This is a genomic window from Acidobacteriota bacterium (assembly GCA_016716905.1).
In the GTDB taxonomy this organism is placed as follows: domain Bacteria; phylum Acidobacteriota; class Vicinamibacteria; order Vicinamibacterales; family SCN-69-37; genus SYFT01.
Window position 1 is genome coordinate 436,862 of record JADJUS010000003.1, and the last position, 17,612, is coordinate 454,473.

General features: G+C 64.1%; 14 protein-coding genes. 9 read left to right on the top strand and 5 right to left on the bottom strand.

The features are described from left to right. Positions 1-38 precede the first annotated feature (38 nt). The gene (gene lipA / locus IPL75_02145; GenBank protein MBK9239069.1) at positions 39-962 is read right to left on the bottom strand and encodes a lipoyl synthase; all 924 of its coding nucleotides are present in this window, start codon (positions 960-962) and stop codon (positions 39-41) included. 122 nt (positions 963-1,084) lie between these two features. Here lipA and IPL75_02150 point away from each other — a divergent pair, with 122 nt between their 5' ends. After that, on the top strand, positions 1,085-1,789 hold the full coding sequence (locus tag IPL75_02150) for a metal-dependent hydrolase (GenBank protein MBK9239070.1): 705 nt from the start codon (positions 1,085-1,087) through the stop codon (positions 1,787-1,789). Positions 1,790-1,955: 166 nt separating this feature from the next. On the opposite strand, the gene IPL75_02155 is transcribed toward IPL75_02150, so the two are convergent. Both IPL75_02155 and IPL75_02160 read right to left on the bottom strand, forming a co-directional pair. Continuing rightward, positions 1,956-4,970, bottom strand: coding sequence for a hypothetical protein (locus IPL75_02155; GenBank protein ID MBK9239071.1), 3,015 nt, complete (start codon positions 4,968-4,970; stop codon positions 1,956-1,958). A 55-nt stretch (positions 4,971-5,025) separates the two neighbouring features. Then, on the bottom strand, positions 5,026-5,808 hold the full coding sequence (locus IPL75_02160) for a helix-turn-helix domain-containing protein (protein ID MBK9239072.1): 783 nt from the start codon (positions 5,806-5,808) through the stop codon (positions 5,026-5,028). 124 nt (positions 5,809-5,932) lie between these two features. Here IPL75_02160 and IPL75_02165 point away from each other — a divergent pair, with 124 nt between their 5' ends. The 4 genes from IPL75_02165 (at position 5,933) to IPL75_02180 (ending at position 11,543) form a co-directional block, all read left to right on the top strand. Beyond that, positions 5,933-7,600: a benzoyl-CoA-dihydrodiol lyase gene (locus tag IPL75_02165; GenBank protein ID MBK9239073.1), complete on the top strand. Its 1,668-nt coding sequence runs from the start codon at positions 5,933-5,935 to the stop codon at positions 7,598-7,600. Between the two features lie 71 nt (positions 7,601-7,671). Further along, entirely contained in the window at positions 7,672-9,090 is a 1,419-nt protein-coding gene (gene boxB / locus IPL75_02170; protein ID MBK9239074.1) for a benzoyl-CoA 2,3-epoxidase subunit BoxB, read from the top strand. 76 nt (positions 9,091-9,166) lie between these two features. Beyond that, positions 9,167-9,964: an enoyl-CoA hydratase/isomerase family protein gene (locus IPL75_02175; protein MBK9239075.1), complete on the top strand. Its 798-nt coding sequence runs from the start codon at positions 9,167-9,169 to the stop codon at positions 9,962-9,964. A gap of 127 nt (positions 9,965-10,091) precedes the next feature. After that, entirely contained in the window at positions 10,092-11,543 is a 1,452-nt protein-coding gene (locus IPL75_02180) for an aldehyde dehydrogenase family protein (protein ID MBK9239076.1), read from the top strand. A 246-nt stretch (positions 11,544-11,789) separates the two neighbouring features. On the opposite strand, the gene IPL75_02185 is transcribed toward IPL75_02180, so the two are convergent. Together IPL75_02185 and IPL75_02190 are read right to left on the bottom strand one after the other, a co-directional pair. Continuing rightward, the gene (locus IPL75_02185) at positions 11,790-12,503 is read right to left on the bottom strand and encodes a hypothetical protein (protein ID MBK9239077.1); all 714 of its coding nucleotides are present in this window, start codon (positions 12,501-12,503) and stop codon (positions 11,790-11,792) included. Between the two features lie 30 nt (positions 12,504-12,533). After that, complete coding sequence (locus IPL75_02190) at positions 12,534-13,427, bottom strand: dienelactone hydrolase family protein (protein MBK9239078.1); 894 nt, start codon at positions 13,425-13,427, stop codon at positions 12,534-12,536. A 72-nt stretch (positions 13,428-13,499) separates the two neighbouring features. Here IPL75_02190 and IPL75_02195 point away from each other — a divergent pair, with 72 nt between their 5' ends. The 4 genes from IPL75_02195 to IPL75_02210 are packed head-to-tail and all read left to right on the top strand — an operon-like array spanning position 13,500 to position 17,607. After that, positions 13,500-14,639 (top strand): aminotransferase class V-fold PLP-dependent enzyme, encoded by a 1,140-nt coding sequence (locus tag IPL75_02195; GenBank protein ID MBK9239079.1) that lies wholly within the window; start codon positions 13,500-13,502, stop codon positions 14,637-14,639. Next, the gene (locus tag IPL75_02200) at positions 14,636-15,484 is read left to right on the top strand and encodes a 3-hydroxyacyl-CoA dehydrogenase (GenBank protein ID MBK9239080.1); all 849 of its coding nucleotides are present in this window, start codon (positions 14,636-14,638) and stop codon (positions 15,482-15,484) included. The genes IPL75_02195 and IPL75_02200 overlap by 4 nt, the downstream gene beginning before the upstream one ends. Continuing rightward, a complete protein-coding gene (locus tag IPL75_02205; protein MBK9239081.1) occupies positions 15,468-16,241 on the top strand; it encodes an enoyl-CoA hydratase/isomerase family protein in 774 nt (257 codons plus the stop codon). The genes IPL75_02200 and IPL75_02205 overlap by 17 nt, the downstream gene beginning before the upstream one ends. Before the next feature lie 19 nt (positions 16,242-16,260). Continuing rightward, a complete protein-coding gene (locus tag IPL75_02210; GenBank protein MBK9239082.1) occupies positions 16,261-17,607 on the top strand; it encodes a Gfo/Idh/MocA family oxidoreductase in 1,347 nt (448 codons plus the stop codon). The last annotated feature ends 5 nt before the right edge of the window (positions 17,608-17,612 follow it).

Below are 17,612 nucleotides of genomic sequence, written 5' to 3' on the forward strand. Positions count from 1 at the left end.
CCTCAGAAATGCGGGCTACTGCGGGAAAAGCCGCAGGGTCACTGGCTTAACTCGAAGGCTTTGGTCTGCTCGTGTGCGTGGTACGAGGAGCGCACCAATGGTCCCGACTCCACGTGCCCGAAGCCGAGTTCGAGGGCGATGCGCTTGAAGTCCCGGAACTCGTCGGGCGTGTAGTAGCGATCCATCGGGATGTGGGCGAGTGAGGGGCGCAGGTACTGGCCGATGGTCAGGATCTGACAGTCCACCTCGCGAAGGTCGCGCAGGACCTCGACCACTTCCTCGGGTGTTTCGCCCAGGCCCACCATCAAGCCCGTCTTGGTTGGGATGTCCGGCGCCCAGGCGCGGGCGCGTTGCAGCAGCTCCAGCGCACGTGGGTATTTGCCACCGGGTCGTGCCGTCCGGTAAAGGCGGGGCACGGTCTCGATGTTGTGGTTGAGGATGTTGGGGCGAGCGGCCAGCACTGTACGAAGCGGGGCTTCTTCGCCTTGGAAATCTGGAATCAGGACTTCGACCTGGCAGTCGGGTCGCACCGCGTGAATCGAGCGAATGGTGTCGGCGAAGTGACCCGCGCCGAAGTCAGCAAGGTCGTCGCGGTCCACCGAGGTCACGACCACATAGGCCAGCGACATCGTGTCCACTGCATGCGCGAGTTTGCCGGGCTCGTTGGGGTCCAGCGCCAACGGTGTGCCGTGGTTCACGTTGCAGTACGTGCATGCGCGCGTGCAGGTGTCGCCCATGATCATGAACGTCGCCGTGCCGTGATGCCAGCACTCACCGATGTTGGGGCAGTGCGCTTCTTCGCAGACGGTGTGCAGCCCCAGGTCGCGCATGAGGCCCTTGATACGCACGTAGTTTTCGGAACCTGGCGCGCGTACTTTCAGCCACTCGGGCTTCTGGTCCTTCGACAACGGTGTGGTCCGCACATGACGGCCACGGATGAATTGGAGGGGCGCGATGCTCATTTAACTACTGTGCTTTGTGCTTTGTGCTTTGTGCTGCTGTGCTCTCGTGCTGCTGTGCTACCGAGCACCCAGCACCCAGCACGTAGCACGCCAGCACCAGCACGTATAAGTATACTTTCCCGATGTCTTTGCAGATCACCTGGCTCGGCCACTCGGCATTCCTGATTGTCACACCCTCAGGGACCAGGATTCTGACCGATCCCTGGCTGGAAAATCCCTCATGCCCGGCGCCACTTGGGAGGGCTGAGGCGCTGCTGCCGATTGACCTCATTCTTCTCTCGCATGGGCACGGCGATCACCTCGGGGATACCGTGCATGTCGCGCGCGCTGCGGACGCGCCGGTCGTCTGTCTCTTCGAGGTCGGGCAATACCTCACGGCCAAAGGCCTGAAGCGCGTGCACGACATGGGGAAGGGCGGTACGCAGGAAGTGTCCGGCGTGCGCATCACCATGACGGACGCCGTGCACTCGGGCAGCATGATGGACGAGGGAACGATCGTGTACCTGGGCGGGGCCGCCGGCTTCGTGCTGCGTCAGGCCGGCATGCCGACCATTTACTTCGCTGGCGACACGGCGCTGTTCGGCGACATGAAAACCATCGCGGAAGTCTATCGCCCCGAAATCGCGTTCCTGCCGATCGGCGATCACTACACGATGGGCCCCGACACGGCGGCCATCGCCGCCAAGTGGCTCGGCGTCAGGCAAGTCGTGCCCATGCACTGGGGAACGTTCCCGATTCTCACCGGCACGCCCGCCATGCTGAAGGAGCATCTGGTGGGCTCGGGGATCGAAGTGCTGGAACTCGCAGCCGGACAAACCGCGAGCTGAAAAGGCCGCGGCCTTGAGACCCAGGCCGCGCTACGAGGAAAAAGAAAAAGGGCCGGCTGGTGTTGTGCACACCAACCGGCCCCACATGTCTTTCAGTTCCCCAGGACCCCAGGACCCCAGGACCCCAGGACCCCGAACTCTGGACCCTGGACTCTGGACTCTGGACTTATTTGTTCATCCAGATATCTTCGAGCACGTTGAACGTCTGCGTGCCCACTTCCTTGCCGGCCACGGAGAGCGTGACCCGGTAGACGCCGGGGCCGATGCCGCCACCGCCGCCTCCACCGAAGCCACCACCGCCGCCGCGGCCGCCGCCGCCCGCGGGTGTGGCGCAGGGGCCAGGGCCCGCCGGTGCGGCCGGTGCCGCAGGCGCCGCCGCCTCAGGCGGGCCGCCGCGGCCGCCGCGACCGCCAGGGCCGCCACCCGCTGCGGGATTCCCAGTCAGCGCCCACTGGAATCGGTTGAGGCCCACGTTGCCCGTGCCCACGCACGTGCGGACGTCGGTGCCGGTCGCCGTGTTGGTGATCTTCACCAGCACGTCGGAGGCCGCCGACGGCAGGAAGTACGAGATGGCCGTGCCGCGCGGCATGTTGTCGCCGGTCCAGTACTTCGACCCTGGCACTTCCGTCTGGTTGCGACGGTCGGTCTTCCACTGCACCGCTTCACGGGGCTTGTAGAGCGTGGGCGCCGTGGGAGTGGCCGCCGCCATCTGCTGCAGCGCCGTCACGTCGTCCATGATCCAGATGCTGTAGCCGTGCGTCGCCAGCACGAGATCGTTATCGCGCGGATGCACCACCACCTCGTCCACACGGACGTTGGGGATGTTCGGCATGAACTTCACCCAGTTCGTGCCCTCGTTAAACGAGATGTAGAAGCCGTATTCGGTCGGCGCATACAGCAGGTTCTTCGCCACCGGATCCTGGCGGATCGAGTTGACGTTGCCGCGCGGCAGGTCGCCCGAGATCGACGTCCACGTCTTGCCGTAGTCGGTGGTCTTGAAGATGTACGGCGCGTGGTCGTTGTCGCGGTGACCGTCCACCGCCACATACGCCGTGGCCGCGTCATACTTCGACGCTTCGATGCCGGAGATGTAGGACTCCTTGTTGCGGATGGGCAGGTTCGCGCCCACTTCGGTCCACGACACACCGGCGTCGCGGCTCACCTGCACGTTCCCGTCGTCCGTGCCGACCCAGTAGATTCCGGGCACCAGCGGTGACTCCTCGAGTTCGGTGACCGTGCCGAATTCGTTCTGCACGTAGCCGTCGTGGCGCGACAGGATGCATCGGGTGCCGGGACCCGCACCGCGGCCGCAGGAGGGCAGGCCATACGACTGCTCCAGGATGTTGCGCTGCGAGATGTCGATGCCTTTGCCCATGCGGGGGCTGATGGTCCACGAGTCGCCCCGATTGCGCGAGACGAAGAAGTGGCGGCCGCCGAACAGGATGGTGCTCGGGTTGTGCGGCGAGATCCGCATCGGCGAGTTCCAGTTGTACTGCATGACCTGATCGGCCGGCAGTTCATTGAGGATGTTGGCGCCCTGCGGGCCGCCACCGCCTCCGCCGCCGCCACGACCGGCGCCGCCGATACGGGGCCGGATGTTGGTGGTGGTGCCGGTGGTCATGTCGTAGCGGTTGATGTTGCCGTTCTGCGACTCGGTGTAGAAGATGTTCGGGTCGGTCGGGTCCACCATGGTCTGGAACCCGTCACCGCCGCCGACGCTGATCCAGTTCCACATGTAGATGCTGCCCGACCGTTGGCCGCTGGGGCCGCACCACGAGCCGTTGTCCTGCAGGCCGGTGCACACGTTGTAGGGGCGCCGCATGTCGACGGACACGTGGTAGGGCAGACCGACGGCCCAGAGGCGCACGGAATCCCAGGTGGCGCCCTGGTCGTAGCTCACGTCCAGGCCGCCGTCATTGCCGTACATGACGTGGTTGCCGTTGGAGGGGTTGATCCAGATCGCGTGGTTGTCCACGTGGCCCATGTTCGGGAGGCTGATCCAGGTCTTGCCGCCGTCGAGCGACTTGCGCGGACCGACGCCGCCGACGAAGACATAGTTCTCGTTGCTCGGGTCCACACGAATCTGGCTGTAGTACATCGGGCGCTGGTTCTCATTGGACTGGAACGTCCAGGTCTTGCCCTTGTCGGCCGAACGCCAGACGCCATCGCGCGTCGGATCGGGCGGACCGGCCTGGCCACCACGGCCACCACCTGGGACAGGGGCTTGCCCCGCCGCAGCGGCGGCAGGCGCAGCACCCGCTGCGGCCGCGGGCTCCTTGTCGGACGCCACTTCAATCTGTGCGTAGATGACGTTGGGATTCGACCGCGAGAAGTCCATGCCGATGCGTCCCATCGTGCCGCGCGGCAGACCGCCGCCCGTGACCTTGCGCCATGTCTTGCCGCCGTCGGTGCTCTGGTGAATGCCGCTGCCCGGGCCACCACCGACAAAGCCCCACGCCGTCCGGCGCCGTTCGTAGGTCGCCGCAAACAGCAGGTTCGGGTTCGCCGGATCGATCACCAGTTCGGTCGCGCCCGTGTCCTGGTTCACGTAGAGCGTCTTGGTCCAGCTCTTGCCGCCATCAATGGTCATGAAGACGCCGCGGTCTTCATTAGGGCCGTAGAGGTGCCCAACCGCGGCAACCCACGCGATGTCGGGGTTGCGGGGATGGACCAGCACGCGGCCAATCGACTGCGTCTCACGCAGGCCGATATGTGTCCACGTCTTGCCGGCGTCGATGCTCTTGTACATCCCGTCGCCAAACGACGAACTCTGCCGGTTGTTCGGTTCCCCGGTGCCGACATAGATGATGCTGGGGTTCGACGGCGCCAGCGCGATGTCACCGATCGAGTGGTTGTACTGGCCGAAGATGTTTTCGAACGTGGTGCCGTTGTTGATCGTCTTCCACAGGCCACTGACGGCAAAGCCGACGTAGTACGTGGAAGGGTTCCGTTCATCGGCGGCAATGTCGTCGATGCGGCCGCCCTGACCCGTTGGGCCGATGGACCGCCAGCGGAACCCCTGGAGTTTCGGATCCGTGGGCTGATGAATCATCGGCGCCGGTGCGGCGGCCGGAGGCGGCGCTTGCTGGGCGACGAGGTCGCCCATGAACGGCGCAACCATCGCGGCGAGACCGGCGGCAAACAGCACCCGGCGTCGCGTGTTCTTGCTGACGTGGAACATACAGATTCTCCTTGGGCCGCCCGGGGAAGACGGGAAGCTCTGAGATTTTAATCGACTATCGATACTCGTAGGCCGAAATCTGATGACGGCTCTCGATCCCGTCAGCGACCCGCTTCACCGTTCGGGCGACCGTCTCCCCCGCAGTATCGACGGTCAGATCCGCCTGTCGATAGAGCGGATCTCGACGGGCCACCAGGTCCTTGAGTGCCTCGCGTGCCTGCGGGTGTTCCTTCATCGGTCTCTGGTCGCCCTGCTTCATGACGCGATTCCAGTAGTCCACAGGGCGCGCCCGCAGCCAGACAGTGACGGCATGTCGTCGAAGCAACGCGAAGGTGTCGGGTGAGGTGACAAGCCCGCCGCCAACGGCGATGACGCCAGGTGTGGCGGCGCCGAGCAGGTCAGTCAGCGCCTCACGCTCAAGCCGCCGATAGTACTCCTCGCCGTACAGCGAAAATACCTCCCCCAGTGCCATGCCGGCACGCTCAGCGATGACGGTGTCGAGTTCAAGAAACGGGACCTTCAGCCGCCGCGCCAGCCGCCGCCCCACAGAGGTTTTGCCGGCGCCGCGCAGGCCCAGAAGCGCCACCATCGGGCGCGAATGGTCGCCGACGGCGGGGGCCAGCAGGTCCGTCAACTCCGCGCCAAGGGCGCTGGCAACGGCGGCCAGCTTACGGACGGAGATGTTGCCCCGCCCGGCCTCCACATCCATCAGGAATCTCGATGACAACCCCGCCCGGCGCGACAATTCGCGCAGCGTGAGCGAGTCGCGGAGGCGGCGCTGACGCACCCGGCGTCCCAGCGACTCAAGCAGGTGATCAGGTTCAAGGGGCGGCGCCATGAGAGAGGAAATATAATGCACTACATGCGGCTTAGGCAACGCCGCTCATCCATCGAAGTGAGCAATATAGTTCATCTCCGACCTTGACGGTCGGCCGCGGAGACCGATATCCTGCCTGAGATTCATGGCCACACCAGACTCCGTTGTTTCCACTCCGGCACCGCTTTCGTTTGAACGGCATCCTTCCAGTTATCAGCACTGGAAGCTGACCTTTGATGGCCCCGTGGCCACCCTGGGCATGGACGTGCAGGAAGATGCGGGCCTTGCGCCCGGCTACAAACTCAAACTCAACTCGTATGACCTTGGGGTCGACATCGAACTTGCCGACGCGATCACCCGCATCCGGTTTGAACATCCCGAAGTCCACACTGTGGTGGTCACGAGCCTGCGCGAGCGCATCTTCTGCGCCGGCGCCAACATCTTCATGTTGCGCGGCTCCACGCACTCCTGGAAAGTGAACTTCTGCAAGTTCACCAACGAAACGCGACTGGGCATGGAAGACGCGAGCGAACACTCCGGTCTCAAGTTCCTGGCCGCGCTCAACGGTATCTGTGCCGGTGGCGGATATGAACTGGCCCTGGCCTGCGACGAGATCATCCTCATCGACGACGCGAACTCGGCGGTCAGTCTGCCCGAGACGCCGCTGCTGGCTGTGCTGCCGGGCACCGGCGGCCTGACCCGCGTGGTGGACAAGCGCAAGGTGCGGCGCGACCTGGCCGACTTCTTCGGCACCATCGCCGAGGGCATCAAGGGCAAACGCGCCGTGGAGTGGCGACTGGTGGACGCGGTCGTCCCCACGAGTCGCTTCAAGGAAGCGGTCGCGAAACGCGCGCTCGAACTGGCTGCCACGTCCGACCGCCCGTCGTCGGGCCCGGGCGTCACGCTGAATCCCCTCAACGCTGTGATCACCGATACGGGCTACACGTATTCATCGGTGTCGGTTGCGTTCGACCGCGCGAAACGGTCGGCTACGATGACCGTGCGTGCCCCGGAGACGCCGGTGGAGCAGACGCCCGACGCGATTCTTGCCGCCGGCGACCAGTTCTGGCCCCTGCGGTGCTTCCGTGAAATTGACGACGCCATCTTGCGCTTGCGCGTCAACGAACGGGAAGTGGGCACCATCGTTCTCAAGACCGAAGGCGATCCCGCGCTCGTCCTCGGCGCCGATCAGGTGCTGCTGGACCACGCGGACCACTGGCTGGTGCGCGAAGTGATTCACTTCATCAAGCGCACGCTCAAGCGCGTGGACCTGTCCGCGCGCAGTTTCTTCGCCGTGATTGAACCGGGCAGCGCGTTTGCCGGCACACTCTTCGAGCTTGCCCTGGCTGCTGACCGTTCCTACATGCTCGATGACCCCGACCAGTCCAATGCCGTGCACCTCTCGCCGATGAACGCCGGGGTTCTGCCCATGAGCAATGGCATCTCCCGCCTGCAGGCGCGTTTCTACGGCACGCCCGACCAGGTCGCGACAGTCCTTGCACACACCGGACCGTTCGATCCGGCCGACGCCCTCGAGGCCGGTCTCGTCACGTTCGCCCCCGATGAAATTGACTGGGACGATGAGGTGCGGCTGGCGGTGGAGGGCCGCGCGTCGATGTCGCCCGATGCGCTCACCGGCATGGAAGCGAACCTGCGCTTTGTGGGCCCCGAGACGATGGAGACCAAGATCTTCGGCCGGCTGACCGCCTGGCAGAACTGGATCTTCCAGCGCCCGAACGCCGTCGGCCCGAAGGGCGCACTCACAAGTTACGGCACCTCCGACCGCGCCGAATTTGATTACGGCCGTACGTAAAGGAAGCCCCGGCGCGAAAGCGCCGGCACCACGAACCCTGGACTCTGGACCCTGGACCCCGGACGGCACCGATGATTTCTTCAGACAAAATCCCCAATAACGTCGACCTCCACCTGAACAAGCGGCTGCAGCGCGCCCTCGAGCACTGGCAGCCCGCCTACATCCAGTGGTGGCGCGACATGGGCCCGCAGGGGTTTCAGCACTTCCACGAGATCTACGTCCGTACGGCGATCAGCGTGGACGCGGCCGGCTGGGCGCACTTCGAGTACGTGAAGCTGCCCGAGTACCGCTGGGGCATCTTCCTGGCGGACCCGGTGGTGAATCGCACCATCGGCTTCGGCGATTTTTTCGGTCAGCCCGTCTGGCAGGAAGTGCCCGGCGAGTTCCGGAATCAGCTCCGCCGGCTGATCGTGACACAGGGCGACACCGAACCGGCGTCTGTCGAACAGCAGCGCTGGCTCGGGCATCGGTGCCCAAGCCTGTACGACATGCGCAACCTGTTCCAGGTGAACGTCGAAGAGGGACGCCACCTCTGGGCGATGGTCTACCTGTTGCACTCGTACTTTGGTCGCGACGGCCGTGACGAAGCCGAGGACCTGCTCGCCCGTCAGAGCGGCAATCAGGACAAGCCGCGCATCCTTGAAGCGTTCAACGAGCCCATCGACACATGGCTCGACTTCTTCATGTTCACGATGTTCACCGACCGTGACGGCAAGTCGCAGTTGCTGTCGCTCTCCGAGAGTTCGCTTGACCCGCTGGCGCGCACCACCCGCTTCATGCTCACCGAGGAAGCGCACCACATGTTCGTTGGCGACACCGGCATCCACCGCATCGTCGAACGCACCTGCCAGTTGATGAAAGAGTCGGGCTTCTCGGAGGACGTACGGAGACTCGGCGGCATCGACCTGCCGACCATCCAGAAACACATCAACCTCTGGTTCTCGCTGAGCCTGGACCTGCACGGGAATGAAGTCTCGACCAATGCCGCGTCGTACTTCGCAAACGGCCTGAAAGGCCGCGCTGAGGAAGGCAAGTGGACCGAACACCGCGTGGTGGAAACCACCTACGATCTGGACATCGTGGAAAACGGTGCAGTGAAGCGGCAGGCTGTGCCGATGCGCAACGCCATGAACGAAGTGCTGCGCGACTGGTATGTGGACGACTGCCAGTCCGGCGTGGGCCGCTGGAACAAGACGCTGGAGAAATACGGCTTCTCAGACCGCTTGCGCCTGCCGGACCGCAAGTTCAACCGGGGGATTGGGCAGTTTGCCTCGATCCACACCGATCCCGACGGCCACATCCTGTCTGACGATGAGTGGGCGCGGCGCAAGTATGAGTGGCTGCCCAGCCCCGCCGACAAGAAGTACCTGCTGTCGATCATGAACCAGCCCATCTACGAGACGGGCAAGTTCGCCAACTACATCGCGCCTCCGGCGCGCGGAGTGAATCGGACGCCGATTAACTTCGAATACGTCCGCACGGAAATGTAGGAATGGCGGAATCCACGCCGGTCTCACAGGGAGGCCGGGAGGCGCGGAGGACTTCTTCGAAGGGCTTCAGATCACGATGAATAGAATTCTTCTTGCGGATCACGCTGGGGTTCGAGTGCTCACGTTGTGTGAGCCGCCGGCGAATACGTATTCCTACGAATTGATGCAGGAGCTTGACCGGGCCGTGCTTGAGGCGCGGATGGATCCGGCTGTGCATGTGATTGTGCTCACCGGAGCCGGAGAGAAGTTCTTCTGTGCCGGCGCCACGATTGCGATGCTGAAAGATGCCACGCCCGAGTACAAGTACTACTTCTGCCTGCACGCCAATGAGACGTTGAACCGCCTGGAGCAGACCCCGAAGCTGGTGATTGCCGCGCTCAACGGTCACACGGTGGGTGGCGGGCTCGAAGTGGCGCTGGCGGCTGACCTTCGCATCGCGAAGCAGGATGCCGGAAAGATCGGGTTGCCTGAGGTGGCGCTGGGCGTGTTGCCTGGCACCGGCGGCACCCAGCGTTTGGCGCGTTTGCTCGGCAAGGCGAAGGCGATGGAACTGATGATCAGCGGCCGGCTGATGACCATGACCGAGGCGCAGGCCGCGGGCCTGGTTACCGAGGTGTGGGACGCCGATCGCCTGAACGGGCAGTCGTTCCTGGACGCCGTCATCGAGTACGCGAAGACGTTCACGCCGCCCCACAAGGCGAGCCTGGCTGTGGGGCGCATCAAGCGCGCTGTCCAGTCTGGTGCGGAGGCCGGCTTCGGGGAAGGCCTGGCGATGGAGCGCGAGATGCAGCAGCTGCTGTTCCAGAGCGGCGACGCGAAAGAGGGCATCGCCGCGAGTCTCGAGAAACGCAAGCCGGTGTTTGAAGGCAAGTAAACGCAGGATTACAGGGAGGCACAGAGGCACGGAGGATTCTTTTTTTCAGAACCCGCCGTGACGCAAGGCTCTTTGAGTAATTCCTCTGAGTCTCGGCGTCTCCTTGTATCCTTCGTGGAAGGTGAAAATGGAACTCGGACGGAAACAACTGCTGATTAACGGTGAGTGGCGCGATGCGTCGGATGGCAAGACGCAGCCGGTCATCAACCCCGCCACCGAAGAGGTGATCGCCGAAGTGGCCTCGGCCACCAGCGAAGACGTCGATGCAGCCGTGCGCGCGGCGCGTGCTGCCTTTGAAGGGCCCTGGGGCAAGATGTCGGCGCGTGAGCGCGGCCGGCTGGTCTACAAACTGGGCGAGCAGTTGATGGTGCAGGCCGACGAAGTGGCCCGCCTCGAGACGCTGCACAACGGCAAGCCCATCACCGAATCCCGTCATGTCGAAATTCCTGCGGCTGCGGAGTGCCTGCAGTATTTCGCGGGCTGGGCCGACAAGATTCACGGCGAAACCGTACCGGTCAAGGGCGGGCAGCTCGTCTACACGTTGCGCGAACCCGTGGGGGTTGTCGCCGCGATCGTCCCGTGGAATTTCCCCTTGCTCATCGCCGTGTGGAAAGTGGCGCCGGCGCTGGCGATGGGGAACACCGTGATTTTGAAGCCCGCGAGCCAGACGCCACTGACGGCATTGGCGCTGGGCGAGATGGCCACGGCCCTGGGGTTCCCCCCGGGCGTGCTCAATGTGATCACGGGGTCGGGCAGCACGGCCGGTCAGGCGATTGTGGACCATCCCGGCATCGACAAGATTGCGTTTACCGGCGACACGTCCACCGGCAAGGGCATCATGAAAAGCGCAGCCGATACGCTCAAGCACATCACGCTTGAGCTCGGCGGCAAATCCCCCAACATCGTGTTTGCTGATGCGGATCTCGACGCTGCGGTCCGCGGCGCGACGATGGGGATTTTTTATGGCAAGGGTGAAGTGTGTGCGGCCGGTTCGCGCTTGCTGGTGGAGGCGTCGATCAAGGACGAGTTCCTGGCAAAGATCGCTGACCGCACGAAGAAGATGGTGGCCGGGGACCCGCTGAACCCCAAGACGCGACTCGGCGCCATTTCATCGAAGGCGCAGCTCGAACGCGTGTTGCGGTATGTCGACATCGCGAAGCAGGAAGGCGCAACATTGCTCGCCGGAGGCGAGCGCACCGACATCGGCACGGGCAAGGGCTTCTTCATGCAGCCCACCGTGTTTGGCAATGTCACGGTGGACATGACAATCGCGCGTGAAGAGGTCTTCGGGCCGGTGCTTGCGGCCATTGAGTTTGCCGATGTCGAAGACGCCATCAGCAAGGCCAACTCGTCGATTTACGGTCTGGCGTCAGGTGTGTGGACACGCGATGTGCGCAAGGCGCACTACGTGGCGTCGAAGCTCAAGGCGGGCACCGTCTGGATCAACACCTACAATACCTACGACACCGCCGCGGCGTTCGGTGGGTACAAACAGAGCGGCTTCGGACGCGAGATGTCCGTGCACGCGCTGGAGTACTACACCCAGCTCAAGACCGTCTGGGTGGATATGGCACCCTAGGGACGCCCTGCGGGCGCGCGTAATTGGGAAATGTCACAAATGTCCGAAATGGCGAAGTGTCGGACAAACCTAATGCCGAGAAGAATGTCCGAATGTCGAAGGCCTGCAATGGATGAATGCCCCTGGAGAGGCAGATTCAACCACTGGATACCAAGGACATTCGACCATTCTCCCCTGCAATGTTCGCATTCGGTTTGTCCGGCATTTCGCCATTTCGGGCATTTGTGACATTTCGCCACTACACGGTTACTTAATCAAAGAATAGGCCCTGTCAAGCGCGTGCTCGGTGACGACATTGGTCGGGCTGTACTGGATCGACCGCGCGTTGTTTTGCACGCCATTTCGCCAGCCCCAGAAAATGAAATCGTTGTTGTTGGCCTGCAGGTACGGCACTCGCGCCTGAATGCTGATCCAGTAGCGCACGTTCGCCGCCGCCTGGAAGGGTGTGTCGAGCGTCAGCGAGTAGTCGTAGAACGACCAGCCTGTCGAGATGGCGCCACAGTTCAGCACCCGATCGGTTCCCCGGGTCTCAGCCACGCGGGCCACCGGGTAGACCGTGAGTTGGATCGGCGAATTCCGATTCGGGTTGTTGCCGCTGTCTGGATAGAACCCGACCTCGAAGTCCGTGGCCGTCGCCGCCGGTGCGGCCCGGTTCAGCACTTCGGCGCAATAGATCCCCTGCCACGTGATCTTTGTGATCGTGGCGGCTTCAGTGGACACGAAGTCGTCGAACATGAACGTCCCAGAGTTGGCCGGCGTCTTCATCGACGTCCGCGCATCCAGATTGGCCGTGCTGCCGGTGGGGTTCGCTGTGGTGAACACCGGGGCGGGCGGGGGAGGCGTGGGTGTAGTCGGTGAACTGCTCTTCTTGCACGCGGAGGCCATAAGGCCGGTCGCCGCAATGGAGAGGATCGTGAATGCCAGCGGGCGGACAAAGCTGCCGTACGACGAATTTCGCATGTGAACAAACTCCCGGTTGACGTGACCTGTCTATTTCCGCAAATGGGTGTTGAAGAATTCCACGGTGCGCGTCCAGGCCAGCGTGGCGGCCTTTTCGTCGTAGCGCGGAGTGGTGTCGTTGTTGAAGCCGTGTGAAGCGCCGTCGTACATGTGCATCGTGTACCGCACGTTGGCCGCCTTGAGCGCCGTCTCAAACGCCGGCCACGCGGCGTTGATGCGTGTGTCGGTACCGGCGTAGTGAATGAGGAGGGGCGCCTTGATCTTCGGCACGTCGGCCTCGGCAGCGGCGCTGCCGTAGAACGGTACGGCGGCGCCCAGGTCCGGAATGCGGGTCGCCAGAAGATTCGAGATGCCTCCGCCCCAGCAGAAGCCGACGGCGCCGACGCGCCCGGTGCACTCGGCGTGTTTCTGAAGGAAGCCGGCGGCCGCCACCATGTCTTCGCGGGTCTTCGTCTGGTCGAGTTTGCCGAACAGGGTACGGGCTTCGTCCTCGCCACCCGCCGGGTAGCCGCCGAGCGGGGTCAGCGCGTCGGGCGCGAAGGCAATGAAGTTGTCGAGCGCCAGGCGCCGCGTGATGTCTTCAATGTGCGGATTGAGCCCGCGATTTTCATGCACCACCACCACGCCCGGCAACTTGCCGGCCGCTTTCGCCGGCCGCACGAGGTAGCCCTTCATCGTGCCGCTGCCGGCCGGTGACGCGTATTCCACGCGTTCCGCTTTGATGCGCGGGTCGTCGGTGGGCACCTTCTGCGCTTCGGCAAATTTTGGACTCAGCGAGTCGAGCAGCATGCCGGCGGTGACGCCGCCCACCGCAAACTTGGTGGCACGGTCAAGGAAGCCGCGGCGATCCACGTGCCCATGCACGTAGGCGTCAAACAAAATGAGCAGATCGGGATCGTAGTCGGCGATGGTCTTGCGCTCCATGCAGCCCTCCAATTGGCGTGTGGGGCAAGGATACCGATCCCCGGCCCCCCCGGCAAGGTAAACTGCACGGGCATGGACGCGCTCCTCGGCTGGCGAGCCGAATTTCCCATCCTCGACACCTGCACCTATCTCGTGAGTCATTCGCTCGGCGCCATGCCCAGGCGCACGGAAACCTACCTCTCGCAGTTCGCCCGTGAGTGGGGCACGCGCGGTGTGCGCGCCTGGCACGAAGGGTGGTGGGAGATCGGTCGCGTCACCGGCGACATCCTGGCGCCAACGATTGGCGCAGCGCCCGGTACGATTTCGATGCACCAGAACGCCACTGTGGCCCAGGCCATCGTCGCGTCCTGCTTTTCGTATGGCGGACCGCGCCGGAAAATCGTGGTGCAGGACCTGGACTTCCCCTCGAACCACTACCTCTTCCATGGCTTCGAACGGTACGGCGCCGAGGTGGTGACCGTCCCGTCAGACGATGCGGTGCGGGGAAGGATGGACCGGGTGGTGGACGCGATTGACGAACGCACCACGCTGGTCAATCTCTCGCTCGTGTTGTTCCGGAGCGCCCATCTGCAGGATGTGGCGCCGGCCATCGAGAAAGCGCATCGCGTGGGCGCACGGGTCGTGCTCGATCTGTATCAGGCCGCAGGAGCCGTGCCGGTTGACGTCACCGCACTCGGCGCCGACTTTGCCGTGGGCGGCAGCGTGAAGTGGTTGTGCGGTGGCCCCGGCGCCGGCTACCTCTACGTGCGGCCAGACCTGATGTCCACGCTCCAGCCGGCGGCGGTCGGCTGGGCGGGGCATGCCGAGCCGTTCCAGTTCACGCCCGGCCCGGTGGCGTATGCGGAAGGGCTCGAACGTTTCCAGAGCGGCACGCCAAACGTGCCGGCGTTGTACTCGGCGCGGGCCGGCTACGAAATCGTGGCCGAGATAGGTGTGCCGGCCATCCGAGAGAAATCCTTGCGACTGACGCGCCGGCTCATGGATGCGGCAGAGCAGCGCGGCTGGCGTCTGGCCATGCCGGCCGGCGACCATGAACGCGGTGCGTCGGTGATCATCGACGTGCCGAATGGCGCCGCCGTGACCCAGGCCCTGATCGCGCGAGAGGTCATCGTGGATTATCGGCCCGGCGCTGGTATTCGCATCGCTCCGCACTTCTATAATACGGAAGCCGAGATCGATCACGCGGTGGAGACGCTGGAAGAGGTCAAATGACGGTTCGTTCGATAGCGGTGCTGGGCGCCGGCACCATGGGACACGGCGTGGCACACGCGGCGGCCGCGTCTGGTTTTGACACCCGCCTGTATGACGTCTCTGACGCACAGGCCACGAAGGCGCGCGCTACCATCGACGGCATCCTGCGCAAGGCTGTGGAACTGGGCAAGGCGACCGCGGCCGAGGCGGACGCCGCCATGGCGCGCCTGGTCACCACCTCCGATGTGGCCGCAGCGCTCGAGGGCGCGGACCTCGTCATCGAGACCGCGCCAGAGCGGATGGACATCAAGATGCAGTTGTTCGCGGCGATCGACGCGCACGCGCCGGCAGGCGCGGTGGTGGCGAGCAACACCTCGGCCTTGTCCATCACCGAGATGGCCGGCACCTTGAAGGACCCGTCGCGTGTGGCCGGCATGCATTTCTTCAATCCCGTCCACAAGATGAAGCTCATCGAAATCGTGCGCGCACTCGAGTCGAGCGACCGCGCGCTCGAAACGATTGAAGCCGTTGCGCGGCAGATGGGCAAAGAGACCGTACTCGTCCGCGAGGCGCCCGGCTTCATCACCACCCGTGTCAACGCGAGCATCGGCAATGAAGCGTTTTACATGCTGATGGAAGGTGTGGCATCGGCGCGCGACATCGACAAGGCGCTCAAGCTGGGGCTCAATCACCCGATGGGCCCGTTTGAGCTTGTTGATCTGGTGGGGCTCGATACCCGGCTCAGCATCCTCGAATACCTGCACAAGAGCATGGGCGAAAAGTACCGCCCGTGCCCGCTCCTGTCCCAGTACGTCAAGGCAGGACGGCTCGGCAAGAAAGTGGGCAAAGGTGTCTACGACTACTGACATCACCCGTCACGGACGCGTCGCCGTGCTTCGCGTCAACCGGCCCGAAGTCCGCAACGCGCTCGATCTGGCCACGGTGCGCGAGATGTCGGCCGCGCTCGAAGCCCTGTCCACCGACGACTCGGTCGGCGCCATTGTCATCACAGGCGCCGGGGACACGGTCTTCGTCTCGGGTGCCGACATCAACGCCATCAAGGCGCGTACGCGCGACGATGGGCTGGCGGCGATTAATTCGTCGCTGTTCGCGGCCATCGACAAGTGCCCCAAAGTCACCATTGCCGCGGTGAACGGTCTCGCCCTCGGCGGTGGCTGCGAACTCGCGCTGTCGTGCGACTTGCGCATCGCCGCCGCTCACGCGAAGTTCGGCCAGCCCGAAGTGGGCCTCGGCATCATTCCTGGTGCGGGCGCCACGCAACGGTTGCCGCGAATCGTGGGCCTCGGTCGCGCCAAACACCTCATCCTGACGGGCGATGCGATCGATGCCCAGCGCGCGCTCGACTGGGGGCTGGTGTCGGCCGTGGTACCGGCCGCCGAATTGATGACCCAGGCGCTGGCCTTGGCCGAGAAGGTCCTGACGCGGGGCCCGTTGGCCATCCGCCTGGCCAAGCTTGCGCTCAACGCATCGGCACGAGTGGACCTTGATTCGGGCCTGCTCTTCGAGACGCTCGCGCAGGCGATTTGTTTTGATTCGCGTGACAAGCAGGAAGGCACGAGCGCGTTCCTGGAGAAACGCACACCGAAGTTCACGGGCGATTGAGAAGTGTGGAGGGTGTCAGATGAGTGATGCACAAACGCGATTGGATCGCCGGGACTTTCTGAAGATCGGCGGTGCGGCCGTCGTCGCCGGCGCCGTTGCCGTGCGCGGCAGCGAGACAGCGGCCCAGGGCACCTCGGGACTGCTGGCGGCGCCGCCCATCGACATGGTCCGCATCGGATTTGTCGGCATCGGATTGCAGGGCGGGGGGCACGTCGGGAACCTGCTCAAGATTCCCGGCTGCCGGATCACGGCCGTGTGTGACATCCGCCAGGTGCGCACCGACTGGGCGACCAAGGCCATTGTTGCGGCGGGGCACCCCGCGCCAAAGGCCTACACGAACGGGCCGCGGGACTTCGAGCGGATGTGCGCCGAAGAGGATCTCGATTTGGTCTACACAGCAACGCCCTGGGAATGGCATGTGCCGGTGATGCTGGCCGCGATGAAGAACGGCAAACACGTGGCCACCGAAGTGCCTGCCGCGATGACCCTTGAAGATTGCTGGGCCATGGTGGAGTCGGCCGAGAAGTTCAAGAAACACGCCGTGATGATGGAGAACTGCAACTACGGCCGTTCCGAGATGATGGCCTTCAACATCATCCGCCAGGGCCTGTTGGGGGAAATCGTGCACGCCGAGGGCGGTTACCTGCACGACCTGCGCGGCATCAAGTTCGAGAATCGGGATGAAGGCCTGTGGCGGCGCGCGTGGGCCATGAAAGTGGATGGCAACTTGTATCCCACGCACGGCCTGGGGCCCGTGGCCAACTGCATGGACATCAATCGCGGCGATCGGTTGTCGTACCTGGTCTCAGTGAGCGGCCCGTCGCGCGGGTTGCAGGATTGGGCGCGCGAACATTTTCCGGCCGACGCGCCGCAACGCAAGGAGAAGTACGTCCTGGGCGACGTCAACACGTGCCTGGTCAAAACCGTCAACGGCAAGACCCTCATGGTGCAGCACAACACCAACCTGCCGCGGCCCTATAGCCGCATCCATCAACTCCAGGGGACCAAGGGCATCATCCAGGGCTATCCGGACCGCGTCTACATCGAAGGACGGGGTCGCAATGATCAGTGGGTGGATCAGGCGACGCTCCGCGACGAATTTGACCATCCGCTCTGGAAGGAAATGAACGAACGCGCGGCCGGCGCCGGGCACGGCGGCATGGACTACATGGAGGACTACCGTCTCATCAAGTGCCTGCGTGAAGGCCTGCCGACCGACATGAACGTCTACGACGCCGCGATGCTCAGTTCGTTGGTCGATCTGACCGCGCAGTCCAACGCGCGCAAGAGCCGCGCGGTGGATGTGCCGGATTTCACGAAGGGCGCCTGGCGCACGAACCCGAAGCTCGACATCGTCCACGCCTGAGGGCG